The organism is Dokdonella sp. (assembly GCF_041395345.1).
Classification (GTDB): Bacteria; Pseudomonadota; Gammaproteobacteria; order Xanthomonadales; family Rhodanobacteraceae; genus Dokdonella.
The window spans coordinates 102,728-115,861 of record NZ_JAWLAR010000008.1 but is presented as its reverse complement, the minus strand read 5'-3'; the positions used below and the strand labels follow the sequence as shown (position 1 = coordinate 115,861).

Here is a 13,134-nt window from a genome sequence, read left to right as displayed (position 1 = left end):
CCAGATCCTGAGAATACCGAGGTAGGTCAATAACAGGTCGTCAGCGGCCGATATCGCCGGAAGTGACCTGCCTCACCAGGTGCAAATCCTCAAGCAAACCCTTCCGACTCTGCATGCTTCCGTGCGTTCACCAATAGCAGGCACATTCTTTCGGGAGGTACCGTTGTCAAGGTCGACCTGGCGATCTTTATGACCGCCTCCTGCTCAAGTTCAGACAGTACCGGATCTTGCTGATTCCATTCGTGTAGCCGTTGCCAGTAGCCCTCCTGTTGCAATCTGGAGACCTCCATCTGCGCGTCAATAGTTTCGTCGACCCGCTGTGCCTTGTTGGCGGCAGCGTCTTGGGAGCTATATTGGGATGGAGAAATGAGCAGTGTCCGGATTCCTTTCGGCACCTCAAGTCTGAAGTCCGTCGCATACTCCCAGCACTTCTCTTCCTTGAACCACTGGCCGAGGTTGCCCCATTGGGGGCGAGTTTGGCGGGCAGGGCAATCGCGAATCTCATCATAGACCTGTTTTGCAAGATCCACGAGTTCAGAAGCGGCGGATGGCTCCAGGGCTTGCTCAGACCAGACGCCCAGCAGGTTCAGTCGCTTTCCGTCAGACTCAATGGCCCGGAAAAGAAGGCCAAGGGTATATGCAATGATGTTTATCCGATACCCGTCGTACCATTCTTCCTTCTGTATCCTTGACTCCATCGCCTTGTAGAGAATGGCCACCCCAACAATTCTCTTGTAGAACGTTTCATTGAATTGATCCGGACTTCTGTCCCAGCGTGTTTTGATGGTGCTGGCGAATTTTGGAAATTCTTCTGCGCGCCACGACTTACAAACTGCGGAAGTTGTTCCCAGCACGCCCAATACTTGGCCAGATCGGTCTTGGAAGTAAGCTGGCTCTTGGGTACCGAAGGTCAAATTTCTGCTGCTCGGCTTTGCTCAGCGCCCTTCGTTCGTTATCGAACTGCGCCCGTGCGCGCTCATAGAACCAATAGGTCTGAAACCTTCCTCCACCAACCGGTGAAACGCCCCGCGCGCCTGGAGATCTTTTCCATTTCACGATGGAACCCGCGATTGGCAGACAAGTCAGCTTCCGAGACCTTGTTCTGACTATTCGCGTACTCGGAAATCTTGCCCACTATCTCGTCGAAGCTATCTCCGAGCGAGTCCGGAATAACAGACAGCTTCATTTGCACGCTAACGCTGCCCAGATCAGCCTTGTGCTTCTTTCTCGCCCAGAAAAGCGAAGCCGTGGTCTGCCCGCCATTGACGATTTGAAGATCCTTGATATCGAGAATCCTGGAATTGTCTTCATCCAGTTCCACACTTGAAGCTGTCGCAGTCAATCCGTTATTGTAAGCGAAGAACATCTGCGGACTGTTCTGAATGGTAGACCGAATGCCGCGATTGACTTTCCCGCGCTCAGAAAGGAACCCACGTACATTGGTTTCGAGCAATCGTGCACCAAATTTCTCGTAGAGATCTGCCGAAGCTGGCGGGCACAACACAGAGGTAGGATTTGTATTCCGCGGCGGTCAGATGTGCAGGCAGACAAGCCACTGATTGCCCGAAGTCGGACTCCAGATCAATTTCCAGTGGCTCGTGCCCTGACTCCGACAATTCTGCGAGCCGAACAATATCCCAGATGTGATACTCGCAGGGCACGCCTGCAGCTGTCTCCGCAGGCAGCTCTTTGACCCTTTCGCTAAGCTTCGAGTCAGTTACAAGAAACAGACGAAGTTTTATCAGCTGATCGCGAGTCTCTTCGAGCCCATTTCTGAGGTCTTCCTCAGGGGAGTTGTCCCGCAACTTTCCCTTTAGTCCACCGGCCAGTGCTTCCTCGGCAAAGCCCCTGAGTCGCTGCGCATGCTTTACCATATCCGATTGAGAGAGCGTTCCTGGAGGACCGGATTCCCCACTGAAAATGGTCAGCATGAGCGTTGCCGACCCATCCTGGCTCTGCAATGAAACAGCATCAACGCCCAGCATGCGACCCGATGTCCCTGTTCCGCGCCACATACAGGTCACCAAATCCTCAGCTACGTCAGCATTGCCAAGTAGCTCGCAAATCCGTTCCGAGAAGGCCCGCTCCCGATACTCCAGCGCTTCCGCTCCTGTGGAATCTTTCAATCCAAGCAGCTCGTCTCTAAACGCCACTACGTCTGACATCATCCCTCCATTCGTATCCGGTCAATTCGTCAGGCTATGCACTTTTCTTGCCAATGCCACGTGAATACACTCCTCTATCGTGGTCTTCAGATCTTCATCGTTGTAGGTTCCCAACTCTGTAATGGCAAAGGAGATGCGGGCCCTGATGACTGCGTCCCTTAGAAGGTCATCTGCTGCCATTCCGTTTCTTTTCGCGTCTAGCCACGCCTCTCCGATGACTCTTGCAAGGCGCCAGTCTCCTGCCACTGACGTGCGCTCAAGTATCGCGACTGTCGCATCCTCCGAAATTCCATCGACCAGGCCCCAACGATCTTCGACCTCTTCACCGCGGTCAAATACCTTGCCCCTCAACCAAAGTCGACCTAGCGCATTTCGTTGGAGAATACCCAGGTAGCGCTCCTCCTTAACCTCCCCGGTGTCTTTGGAGAAGCGCCAATGGACAATGTGTGGCATGAGATGGACGGCGATCCATGTCCATACTTCAGGACGCAACATCTCGCCTTCAGGCAGGTCCATTTGCGCCAGTCGCACTGCGATCGCTGTGTCTACCTGTTGACGGACAGCAAGTGACTTTGCTGGATAGCCGGCCGATGTTGCCGCATCCTCGATTTGGTTCCTGAATGTCGCCAACTCGTCGGCGGATATTTTCCGTATGCCAGTAGCAGCAAACTTCTCACGGGCAATCTCGGGAAGTGTGCGCGATTGCTGTTTGAGTGCGTCCGCATCCAGGCCCTTCCATTCGGAAACGATTGCTTTGGCCCGACCGGCGTGGAGTTTTGGGAAGCGCCGAATCACTTCGGCAACTCGTAAGCAAGTTTTGATGCAATTCCTGCCCAGGACTGAATCATTGCTTCGAATCTCGACGGATGTTCGAGCCGAAGTTCTGCAATGGATTTAATGGAGTAGCCCGGAAAAATGGCTGTGGTCCACGTCCTGACCTGCGCACCAAGGGAATCGTCCTGCCATTCGGATGACCGGGTAAACTCATCGCCCAAGCCTACCGAGACTATCCGCCGTACAACGCCGTCCCAGAGAATGGCGGTTTCCGCAGGTTTGCTTTTTTCTATTGCAGTCACGAACTCCGGGTAGTCTGTATTCAAGTAGACACAAACAGCCTGCTCAAATTGCAGGTCCGGATAGTCAGCTACATCCACGTGGAAGAGGGCACCTGGCATTCTCCAGCCGGGAAAGCTCTTGGAGAATGAGGTTAGTTCGAAAGGTAGCCTGGTGCGTCCTCCCTCGATCTTTGCACGCCAACTGTCGTGCCAGAGTCTTGAGCCGGAAACTTTCGGCGCGACGTCGACCCGGGCCTGACCTGATACTGACTCCAGGACCAGCCACGTGGTGAGCCTGATGTCGTAGGCGAGCGTTCGGCTATCAGGATGAACCAGAATTTCAATGAAACCTTCGTCGCCAAAGATGGCTGATCGTTCATCCACTATTCGGGATCCAAGACCTCTTGCCGTATTTAGTCTCGTTACCAACTTGAATTTTGCTTCCCGCCCTTCCAGTCCCAGTGCTTCATCCGGCGAAACCTTCAGCTGGAATCGTCGTCGAAGTCCAAACCGCAAACTGGAGTCCCAGGAGGGGAGAGCACTACGATCCGGAATTACTTCCGGTTCTTGATCCTCGCGAATCAACTCCCATCCATCGATGGGATCGAGAGCGATCGCCGAGTCTGGAAGCGTCAAATACGGTGGGAACGCAGCTGCAGCCGTCATGTCAGGAGTCCATCAGTTCGCACTTGGGCACCACCGCATACTCACCCATGAACACAACGTCGAAGTAGAAATCATTCTTGCTATTGATAGTGCATTCGTCGCCGTCTATGACAGCGCCTTCCGGGGTTACCCATCTGAGGACATGCGGCAGCATCACTTCAGGAGGAAGTTCACTGCGTCCCAAGCCATCGATGGTTGCTGTGGCCCTGACTCTCACGGGCCCTTCGCCTATCAGGCCTGTTTTGAATGTGGCTACTGTCGATTCTCCCTCTACACGTAGAGCGTGAACTGCGGCGCGTCGGAGCCTTGCGCCACCGCTACTGGCTCCCCCGGAACCTGACGACTGGACATCCGGCGCTGTGCCGCTACCACTTAGAAAGCCTTTCGCAAACTTGTCTGCCGCACTGGCGAGAGAGCGCTCATTTCCTGCTGATGAGGATGTCAATCCCGACTGGATACCGAATCGACGGTTGACTGCTTCAGGGATCCGGGTCTTCTTGGTGACTCGTACAATGGTTGCCTCACTTCCTGTAAGTCGATCAGGCACCCAATCGTCGTGTGCTGGAGGTTCGGAGGCGGCGAAAGCATTCCTGATCTCGGAATCATCCGAACACATGAAGACTCCTGCCCAATCGTTTCCGTCAGCAACATCCGGAAAATTCAGGTAGCGAACAACCAGCTCACTTGGGCGCATCAGGGCAACATGATGCACCCCGGACTCGAACGTGCGCTCAGGGGTGTCATCCAGTTCACTCTCAGCCATCTCGCCATGAAGCCGTTGGGAAGACTCGAAAGCTATGTGTCCGGTCGTGTAGTTGGGACGGTGAACGTGGATTGGAGTGGCGCCTGACGATTCAAGCCTGGTTCTTACTGCTAGGAGTGAACGGGCAAACAACGAATAGTGAGGATGATTCTTGGGGTCTGGCACCGGGACGGGCTGACCATCTTGCTCAACCTCAATTCTCATTGCGTTCTTGCCGGACGTGGATACCAGTTTTGGCCAGAGGTTGTGCAAGAGAATCTGAGCAATGCGCTCGCCTGGTCGGTTATCAGGAATATCTGGCCAGGGAATGAGAATCGTTGTGCCTGATTGCGTCGACTCCCTGTGCGGCATGCCAAGTTGTTGCGCAAGCACTGCCGCCTGATCGCCCTCAAGTGGCGCAATCCTGTCGCCCTCATTTCTCACTCCCCAGAAGTGGCGTCCCGTGAACCTGGCAATGTCGCCACGCACGGAGCGCCGATCATAGGAGTTTCCGATGCGGCTAGCCATGAAACGCTCTACGCTGGACTCTGTACTCAGCCGGGAATGAACAAGTATTGTTCTGGCTGCCCCCGCAAGATAGAGCGAAGATCGGCCATAGCCATAGGTTCCGCCGTCACCATCCTTGAAATGAGCTGATCCAATCGTAAAGAAGAAGCGTACAAAGTTGCTAACTGAGGACTGGGGATCAATAGAACCAACCAGTCCGCTTGTTCCGTAGTCGCAGATTTCCAGAACACGAATCGGGCGTTGATCCGCGAGGCAGCGCTGAAGGGCGTCAGAATTTGCAGGCTCTTCCTCCCTCGCGTCTCCGGACCGGAGGGCCATTCGCAAGGCTGCAGCCTGCTTGTCCGAGAGTTCACGGATACGGACCTGCATTCGAGGCACTTCAGTACGGAGCCTCGCATCCCAAATGTTCTGTCCCGCCTCCCGAAGGACAAGAGTCAGGGGGTCAAATGGCGGTCGGCCCAGAATGTTTGCAAGACCTTCGCCTTCCAGGCTGCCTGTTGGCCCAACCCTCTCCGAGAGTCTTTCAATCACGCTGGCTGCCCTGCGACAAGGTGAGAAATAGCCACATTATCTGCAACAACGAAATCCTTCGCTGCATCCAGATTTACCTCGTAGCTGATTCCGGAAACTCCTGAGTCGACATGACCACGAACAAATCTCGAGTTCGTCAGCTTCGGGAAGTCCTCGCGCACTTCAAAAGTTGCCCGGGAAAGAATCGAGAAGCGGGTATCGTCAAATGGTGATGAGAAACCCAATGCTTCAACGTTCCTGTGCAGCAGGTCAGTGTTAGTTTCGTCCAGCTTTCCGGCCAGCTCATCCAGAAGGCTGGCTACTGACAGCTCGGCTCCAGACACCCTCTCCAGTTTGATCATGTGAAGGAATAGCTTCCCGCCTTCAGGCGGCTCCAGTTGATCGATGTCTGATATCCGGACCTTTGCTGCCTTCAGTTCAGATCGCAGCGTCGCCTTTACCTCAATAGCAATAGCACCGTTGCGAAAGTCATGGCGCTCGCCACGGGAGCCCGCCCAATAGCTGACGGACCCAGTGTCCTTGCCGATAGCATCCCTCAAGAGGATCAGTTCGCCGATCAGTCCTGTCAGCACAACTTGATCTACATCATCGTTCGCCCTGAGAAGGCGTTTGAACTCCTCATGGCACTCTGACAAGGATTTCCCAACTTCAGTGCTCTTGATACGCTCAATCAGAAGTTCGCAAAACATGGCGAACGCATCGTTGCAGCGCGAGTCCCTGCACCAGACGTGAAGCGCACGGCTTCCGCCAGTATTCCCCCGGAAGGTAGCGACCTCGGCTGCAATCACGCCGCCAGCCGACTCTGTCAAGAATTTGCTGATACGCACTTGTTCGGATTGCCCAAGATCCAGCATGATTCCGCGCATCCCATTCGAGGTAATGGTGGCGCTGACCTTTCGAGGATCGCTCAGGAACTCAAATGCCCGTATTCGATCCTGAATCATGGGGCGCGTCTCTGCCAGCAACCATGCCGCCCTTACCGACGGGTCTTCAGCGACGCGCGAGTCAACCGGTTCAGTCAATCCGACGCCCCATCCACCACTTCAAGCGGAAGGGCATCTTCACCTTCAAAATTCTCCAATACATCTTCTGGTTGCAGGTCGGCCTGAATGTACTCGCTTGATGTGTCGGGGTCACCTGGAAACAGAATCCCGAGTCCCATGACATCTGCCTTCGCGTCCATTGGCTCGCGCGTTCTCTTACTTTTGACGTCTTCTGGTCAGAGTTTTGATCAGGATCTTTGATACAGGAGGAGTAGTGGAGGTTGTCGATGGTCCCGTCTTTCCTTTTGATGGCATCCCACTTCATTGATTTCAATTCGGCAGGAAATGTATCCAAGTCAGCCAGCAGATCGGCTCTCGACATCAGGGCCTTTATCGACGCGACATCTCCTGAATGACTGAGAGGGCTTCGTCGTACGCAACGCACGGACTTAAGAGGGCCCCAGCGGCAACAGGCTGCTCGACCATCGGACTTCGAAACGACAACGACGTTCCAGACTGCCAATGACGAGTCGTGCTCCTCAACCTCGCAGATATACTTAATCAAATAATGACGCAATCATTGTTCTGTTGCTCTCTTCTACGTTGTAGGTCAAAAGAAACTTCTTGATAGCCTCCTACATCAACGCCGCGGAAGATGTGATTTCCCCCGGATCAGTTCGTGTTGATCTGTGGACTCGAGCAGTTCGTGACGCTGCCTTCCAGTTGACCTCAAGCCAATCCTTGTCCTTCCTCAAAAACTTGATCGTCTGTAGATGAACACCTTGATAGCCAATTTTTGCAATTACAGCATTTCGCATCTGATCTTGCAGTTACGGCAAGTCCCGGAATCTTCCTGATTCGGACTGCAAATTGCTCGGGAGTAAAATCTTCCGCCGCGTATCTTGAGGCATCCTGCCTTATTTCCTCTTTCAACAGTTGCCAGGTCGAAGAATGCATCCCTGACCGCCACTTCCATCCAGATTCTGGGCAAGTCTTCAAACCCTTTCCTGTAGCCAAACCACCTTCCCATCTGCATGAGGGTGTCGTACTGGCTGGTCGACCTGACGAAGAAGCTGACAATCAGGCCATGCAGCGTCAATCCCCTGGCGAGCACATTTCCACCAATTATCAGATAGCGTCTTGCGCTCTGCGAATAGTCGTCACGTGGTCAGCTCTGCTCCAGTTTTCAATCATGACCTCAATCGAATCCGGCTACAGAAACCAAATGGCTTCGAATATCGTCGAAGCTACGGAGAGCTCAAACTCCGATGCTTCAACACGTTCGCATTCCAGTTCCCATTGTTCACGCAGTTCACGTATCAGGGCAGGGTCATTCTTCCTCAATCCATATGCCAGGCGCTCAATATGCGGGCGAATGGCACGTTTGGCTGACCTGTGAACAGAGTTCAGCATGGATGTGTGGACCAGCATCGTGGAACAGTGATCGTCGCCTTGCCCGCGCACTTCCCTTGCAGCAACTGCAAGGATGAAATACCGGATGGAAGCGCCAAGCGATTCGGTCACATCGAAAACAAATTCATCGCGCTTTCTGAGGTGGCCTGAGGTTTCGCAGTTCGTCATCCGGAACGAGCCTGATCATGTCGTATCCGGATTCGACATCCGCATTCTCGCCCTCGATCGCTCTCCCGGCCAAAAAGCTCGACCGCGCCGAAATATGCGTTTGGACGGCTTAGGGGATGGATGAAGTGTCGCGGGTACAGATCTTCCGCGCTTGAAGGATCAATCAGGACGTTGGCGAAAGGCGGTATATCCCGATATAAGTAACCCGTGGAAGCACCTGAAGTATTTCCTGTATCAGCCGATTGGATGGTCGTAACGGCCCTGTTTAGAGCTGCTGCAGCATTGACGCTGGCCTGATCACACTCGTCGTCAATTATAAGAACGGGCGTTTCCTGCAACACTTTCTCTGGCGTGCTCTTCAGTTTTGCCAGAAACCGTCGAAGTATAGCGCATTCTTCTTTACTACCGCAATATGCTTTTTGTGCCCACCAAACGGAAATCCGCCGACATTGGGGTGATTGAACTCAATCTCTTCTCCACAACTATGCCGTCTTCAACCTTGTCTATTCTTCGTCCAGTTGTGCCAGTGTGTCGATGTCCATCCAGAACTGACCCACTTGGCGTACTTCATCCAAAATTGACCCACCTGATTTCACTACCCTGATCATTTTGTGCTCAGGGACTCACAGGAGTGATCACAGTGGGCATGTTGGCCAAGATTCGGCGGATGTACTTCCGCGACAAGCTGTCGTTGCGCGAGATTGCCAAGCGCAACGGTATCTCTCGCAATAATTCTGAGGCGCTGGTTGCGCCATGGGCGACGTGACCAACCGGTGTATCCGGCGCGGGTGACACCGAGCATCCTTGATCCTTACCGCGAGCAGCTTGAGGCGTGGCTGAGCGCCGACCGGCACCGGCCCAAGCGGGATCGACGCACCGCACGGGTGATGTTTCAACACTTGCAGGCACAAGGGGCTATCCGGGTGGGTATGGCCGGGTCGCGACCGCGGTCCGCCGTTGGCACGCCGAGGGCGGCGCCACGCGGCATCGTTCGGCGTTTGTGCTGTTGCGCTTTGAGCCGGGCGATGCATTCCAGTTCGACTGAGTTGCGAGTACGCCGTCATCGGCGTGCGCAGGCGCTCTGAGGTCGCTCACGCGAAGTTGGCCGCGAGCCGGGCCTTCCTGCTGGTCGCCTATCCGATGCAAAGCCACGAGATGCTGTTCGATGCGCATAGGCGCGCCTTTGCTGCGTTTGGTGGCGTGCCGCGTCGTGGCATCTACGACAACATGAAGACGGCGGTTGATCGGGTCGGCCGCGGCAAGGAACGCACGGTCAATGCGCGCTTCCTGTATCTTCATGTGCGGGCACTACCTCTTCGAACCGGAGTTCTGCAATCGTGCCGCGGGTTGGGAGAGAAGGGTGTCGTCGAGAAGAACGTGCAGGATCGCCGCCGTCAGTTATGGACAGAAGCCGGCCAGCGGCACTGGCCGACGTTGGCCGATCTGAACGCCTGGCTGACGAGCGAGTGCCGTGCCGCCTGGGATGTCATGACCCATCCGGACTGCCCGGACCTCACGATCGCCGAGGTCTGGCAGAACGAGCAACCCCAGTTCATGCCCAACCCGGCGCCATTTGATGGCTACATCGAGCAGCCGGTCCGGGTCTCGGCCACGGCGCTGATCCACTTCCAGCGCAATCGCTACAGCGTGCCCACCGAAGCGGTCCACCGGGTCATCAGCCTGCATGTCTATCCCACCGAACTGCGCTGGCCGAGGGCAAGGTGCTGGCGCGATGCCCGCTGCTTCGAGCGCTATCAGACTCACTACGACTGGCAACACTACATTCCGCCGTGCAGCGCAAGCCGGGCGCACTGCGCGATGGCGCACCGTTTGCCGAGATGCCGGCACCATTACGCTCCCTGCAACATCATCTGTTGCGCTGACCTGATGACGGTGACCGAGTCATGGCCCAAGTGCTTGCCGCCGTGCCGGTACACGGACTGGAGGCCGTGTTGGTGGCGGTGGAACTGGTGCTGGATCTGGCGCACCGAATGGCGAACACGTCCTCAACGTGCTGGCACGACTGAGCGAACCGGTCCGGCGGGAAAGTATCGCTACAACACTCACCTTGGCCCAAGAGCCTCAGGCCAACGTGAATCGCTACGACGCCCTGCGATCTGCGCAAGCCCGCGAGGTGCGGCCATGGCCATTGAACTGATCGCGCGCCTGCGTCAGATGAAGTTGCACGGCATGGCCTCGGCCTGGCCGGAACTGGTGGCCAAAGCCTGCCAGGGGGCAAAGGAACTGGATCCGGAGCACTGGCTCGCGGAGTTGCTTGCCGCCGAGGGTGCCGAACGGGAAGTGAAGAGCCGTCAACTGTGATGAAGGCAGCGCGCTTCCCGGCACACCGGGATCTGGTCGGCTTCGACTTCACTGAGGCCCACGTCGACGAAGCGCTGGTGCGTCGCCTGCATGAATGTGCGTTCCTGGACAGCGCGCAGAACGTGGTGCTGATCGTGGCCCGGGATCAGGCAAGAAGACTCATCTGGCCACCGCTATCGGTATCAGCTTCATCCAGCACCATCATCGTCGCGTGCGCTTCCTGTCGACCGTTGAGCTGGTCAACACACTGGAACAAGAGAAGGCCGCGGGTCGCCAGGCAAGATCGCCCAGCGATTGAGCTATGCCGATCTGGTCATCCTCGATGAACTCGCCACCACCATTTAGTCAGGCAGGCGGTGCCTTGCTATTCCACTTGCTCTCAACCCTGTACGAACGCACAGCGATCATCACCACCAACCTGAGCTTCACCGAATGGGCCAGCGTGTTCGGCGATGCCAAGATGACCACTGCCTTGCTCGACCGACTGACCCATCACCGCCATATCGTGGAGACTGAAAAACGAATCCTGCTGATTCAAGAACAGTTCCGCAGCTACCACACCGCGAAGCGAAGCAGTCCATCCAAAACAGGAGAAGAAAGACAAACCAGAACGACTTATCCACAACCGAGTAGCTACACTACGCAAACCGAGGGTGGGTCAGTTTTCGATGAAAACCCCGGGTCAGTTTTGCGTGGAAATCAACAGCCGTGGATCTATGTACCAGTCTTTGTGGGCAATCTGCTTTCGGCCATTGGGCTTGATTGTCGAGACCTGTTCTCCCTCTTGAATGAATTGAACATTTCGTACGGCCTCCGCAACGTCTGCAAAGTGCCTTGGCGACCTGGTAGCCCGAAGTACGCTTCTGCGTTGTAGTTCCATCGCATCCAGCCAGAACTTTCGCGAATCCGGGGACTTGGAAAGGCCGCCGCGGTTACAGGGCAGGTCACCGATTACGGTTTCTATTGGTATTTGATCTGAGCTTGAAAGGAGACGGGGCAACTTGCCCTCTCCCTCGGGCCACACCCAGCAGAATGACTCTGTGCCTTGCCTGAGGTACTCCCAACTCTCGGCTCTAACGAGAAATCTGCTGTTATCGCTTTCTTGGTCATAGGGGAAAGCTCCGCCGACGCATCGGCAGAAAGGGGGTAGATGTCATACAGCGGTCCTCCTTTTCCGCCCATGACCCGATTTGGATCATGAAGATCTCCAAGAATGGTCGGGAACAGTTCTGGCCTGAAATGTTCGCGGAGAGAATTCCTGGACACGTTCTTCCATCACAAAGATTCTGGGGCGAAAAGTCGACAGAATCTTCAAGTACTCCCGATACAGGAAGTGCCTGTGGTCATTTTCAGGCACATAGTCCTTCTTGCCCTTGTTCCTGAGAGCGTCCTGCCAATGAATATGCCTGGCAAGGTGGGCCACCAATCAAAATCCAGGGTTCGTCGAGGCTGACGCGTGTCCGTATTTCCTTGTGCAGCCGGTCAGTCTCGGGTCCAAGCTCGAGAAGCAACGCTTCTTTACCCGCCTCCTTCCACTCCTTCTTCAGTTCGGATGAAAGGTCTTCGCGGTTCCGCTGCCCGCGAACGATTTCGTAGTACTCCTCTGGCACATCCGAAGCGCTTCCAAAACGGCGAAAAAATGCCCTGAGTAGCAAAGTCTCATGAGCCTTGGGATTCATCTCTGCGGAGACAGCGATCTGGAATGGGCGGTGGCGCGCTTTCCCGCGCTCAACTTCAAAGCTCGAAAAACCCTCACCGAGTCCTCCCGGCCCCGCGAAGATGTCTACGACTTTGATTGTCTTGCTTGCTGGCATATTCTTCCTTGTCTGCTAGGAGTGATTTACTGCTGTGGCCGACATTGTGAGTTCAAAAGTCCGCTCCAGGATGATGTCCAGGATTCGGAGCAAGAATACCAAGCCGGAGACTCTGCTTCGCTCAGGACTCTGGCGCCAGGGTTTCAGGTTTCGGCTACATGCTCAACTACCCGGCAAACCGGATATTTTGCTTCCCCGCTGGAATGTGGTTGTCTTTGTAAACGGTTGCTTCTGGCATGCCCATGTTGGGTGCCGCTATTTTCGCCTCCCATCTACGCGAATCGAATTCTGGCGGGACAAACTGGTAGGAAACAGGCGCCGCGATACCGAGGCTGCTCGTAAACTGGTCGATGAAGGCTTCAAGGTTATTGTTGCCTGGGAATGCGCCTTTCGTGCCAACCGGGAATTGGCGATAGCGGAAACGGCCACCCTCATCAGGAATCAGGACAACTGGAGGGTTGCCGAAGTACTGTCCCGTCAAGTCAATGCTCCTGCAGCGGATCGAATCGAAGTGGTTCGAAATTGATTCTCGGGAGGTCAGGGCAGGGCCTTTCTCGCCCGGACTCAGCCATTCCTGAAAACCCATTTCGATATCGCCATTGAGCGCCTCATGGCTGCGACGGCACGCTGACTCGTTCGAAGGATTGAACCGGAAGGTGCCCGATTCCACTGTAAGCGAGATTTCATGGAGCTGACCTCGATGCAGGGTCTAAATGATCTGTGGCGCTCGCAGCACGGCAACCAAGC

The 13,134-nt window shown here is 55.2% G+C and carries 12 protein-coding genes and 5 pseudogenes; 5 read left to right on the top strand and 12 right to left on the bottom strand.

All coding sequences use genetic code 11. The features are described from left to right. Window positions 1-89: 89 nt before the first annotated feature. From R3F00_RS09090 to R3F00_RS09040, 11 genes and pseudogenes are all read right to left on the bottom strand, one after another. Window positions 90-854 (bottom strand): AIPR family protein, encoded by a 765-nt coding sequence (locus R3F00_RS09090; RefSeq protein ID WP_371281463.1) that lies wholly within the window; start codon window positions 852-854, stop codon window positions 90-92. Window positions 855-868: 14 nt separating this feature from the next. Then, window positions 869-1,056, bottom strand: a pseudogene (locus R3F00_RS09085) (AIPR family protein); the annotation flags it as partial. After that, window positions 977-1,504 carry an AIPR family protein gene (locus tag R3F00_RS09080; RefSeq protein WP_371281462.1) on the bottom strand — a complete coding sequence of 176 codons (528 nt, stop codon included), beginning with the start codon at window positions 1,502-1,504 and terminating at the stop codon, window positions 977-979. The gene R3F00_RS09080 and the pseudogene R3F00_RS09085, both read right to left, overlap by 80 nt. Beyond that, window positions 1,419-2,165, bottom strand: coding sequence for a hypothetical protein (locus tag R3F00_RS09075; protein ID WP_371281461.1), 747 nt, complete (start codon window positions 2,163-2,165; stop codon window positions 1,419-1,421). Before R3F00_RS09075 ends, R3F00_RS09080 begins: the two co-directional genes overlap by 86 nt. A gap of 21 nt (window positions 2,166-2,186) precedes the next feature. Beyond that, the gene (locus tag R3F00_RS09070; protein WP_371281460.1) at window positions 2,187-2,960 is read right to left on the bottom strand and encodes a hypothetical protein; all 774 of its coding nucleotides are present in this window, start codon (window positions 2,958-2,960) and stop codon (window positions 2,187-2,189) included. After that, complete coding sequence (locus R3F00_RS09065; RefSeq protein ID WP_371281459.1) at window positions 2,957-3,886, bottom strand: hypothetical protein; 930 nt, start codon at window positions 3,884-3,886, stop codon at window positions 2,957-2,959. Before R3F00_RS09065 ends, R3F00_RS09070 begins: the two co-directional genes overlap by 4 nt. Window position 3,887: 1 nt before the next feature. Next, window positions 3,888-5,525 carry a hypothetical protein gene (locus R3F00_RS09060; RefSeq protein ID WP_371281458.1) on the bottom strand — a complete coding sequence of 546 codons (1,638 nt, stop codon included), beginning with the start codon at window positions 5,523-5,525 and terminating at the stop codon, window positions 3,888-3,890. A gap of 158 nt (window positions 5,526-5,683) precedes the next feature. After that, entirely contained in the window at window positions 5,684-6,709 is a 1,026-nt protein-coding gene (locus R3F00_RS09055; protein WP_371281457.1) for a PD-(D/E)XK motif protein, read from the bottom strand. Further along, window positions 6,706-6,870, bottom strand: a complete 165-nt coding sequence (locus R3F00_RS09050; RefSeq protein WP_371281456.1) for a hypothetical protein — start codon at window positions 6,868-6,870, stop codon at window positions 6,706-6,708. Before R3F00_RS09050 ends, R3F00_RS09055 begins: the two co-directional genes overlap by 4 nt. 602 nt (window positions 6,871-7,472) lie before the next feature. Next, window positions 7,473-7,817, bottom strand: a pseudogene (locus R3F00_RS09045) (Z1 domain-containing protein); the annotation flags it as partial. 65 nt (window positions 7,818-7,882) lie between these two features. Continuing rightward, the gene (locus tag R3F00_RS09040; protein ID WP_371281455.1) at window positions 7,883-8,251 is read right to left on the bottom strand and encodes a Z1 domain-containing protein; all 369 of its coding nucleotides are present in this window, start codon (window positions 8,249-8,251) and stop codon (window positions 7,883-7,885) included. 640 nt (window positions 8,252-8,891) lie between these two features. Here R3F00_RS09040 and istA point away from each other — a divergent pair. From istA to R3F00_RS09020, 4 genes and pseudogenes are all read left to right on the top strand, one after another. Continuing rightward, window positions 8,892-10,409 (top strand): annotated as a pseudogene (istA, locus tag R3F00_RS09035) (IS21 family transposase). Then, window positions 10,394-10,573, top strand: a complete 180-nt coding sequence (locus R3F00_RS09030) for a hypothetical protein (protein WP_371281454.1) — start codon at window positions 10,394-10,396, stop codon at window positions 10,571-10,573. The pseudogene istA and the gene R3F00_RS09030 overlap by 16 nt, the downstream one beginning before the upstream one ends. Next, window positions 10,573-10,647, top strand: a pseudogene (locus tag R3F00_RS09025) (hypothetical protein); the annotation flags it as partial. The gene R3F00_RS09030 and the pseudogene R3F00_RS09025, both read left to right, overlap by 1 nt. A 20-nt stretch (window positions 10,648-10,667) precedes the next feature. Continuing rightward, a pseudogene (locus tag R3F00_RS09020) lies at window positions 10,668-11,447 on the top strand (ATP-binding protein). Window positions 11,448-11,922: 475 nt separating this feature from the next. Here the strand turns inward: R3F00_RS09020 and R3F00_RS09015 are convergent. Next, on the bottom strand, window positions 11,923-12,387 hold the full coding sequence (locus tag R3F00_RS09015) for a hypothetical protein (protein WP_371281453.1): 465 nt from the start codon (window positions 12,385-12,387) through the stop codon (window positions 11,923-11,925). A gap of 70 nt (window positions 12,388-12,457) precedes the next feature. Here R3F00_RS09015 and R3F00_RS09010 point away from each other — a divergent pair, with 70 nt between their 5' ends. Beyond that, on the top strand, window positions 12,458-12,913 hold the full coding sequence (locus tag R3F00_RS09010; RefSeq protein ID WP_371281526.1) for a very short patch repair endonuclease: 456 nt from the start codon (window positions 12,458-12,460) through the stop codon (window positions 12,911-12,913). Window positions 12,914-13,134 lie beyond the last annotated feature (221 nt).

Coding starts and splice junctions, on each gene's coding strand:
- R3F00_RS09040 (WP_371281455.1), bottom strand. CDS start 8,251: ATGACGAACTGCGAAACCTCAGGCCACCTCAGAAAGCGCGATGAATTT.
- R3F00_RS09050 (WP_371281456.1), bottom strand. CDS start 6,870: ATGGACGCGAAGGCAGATGTCATGGGACTCGGGATTCTGTTTCCAGGT.
- R3F00_RS09060 (WP_371281458.1), bottom strand. CDS start 5,525: ATGCAGGTCCGTATCCGTGAACTCTCGGACAAGCAGGCTGCAGCCTTG.
- R3F00_RS09075 (WP_371281461.1), bottom strand. CDS start 2,165: ATGTCAGACGTAGTGGCGTTTAGAGACGAGCTGCTTGGATTGAAAGAT.
- R3F00_RS09030 (WP_371281454.1), top strand. CDS start 10,394: ATGGCCATTGAACTGATCGCGCGCCTGCGTCAGATGAAGTTGCACGGC.
- R3F00_RS09065 (WP_371281459.1), bottom strand. CDS start 3,886: ATGACGGCTGCAGCTGCGTTCCCACCGTATTTGACGCTTCCAGACTCG.
- R3F00_RS09010 (WP_371281526.1), top strand. CDS start 12,458: ATGATGTCCAGGATTCGGAGCAAGAATACCAAGCCGGAGACTCTGCTT.
- R3F00_RS09015 (WP_371281453.1), bottom strand. CDS start 12,387: ATGCCAGCAAGCAAGACAATCAAAGTCGTAGACATCTTCGCGGGGCCG.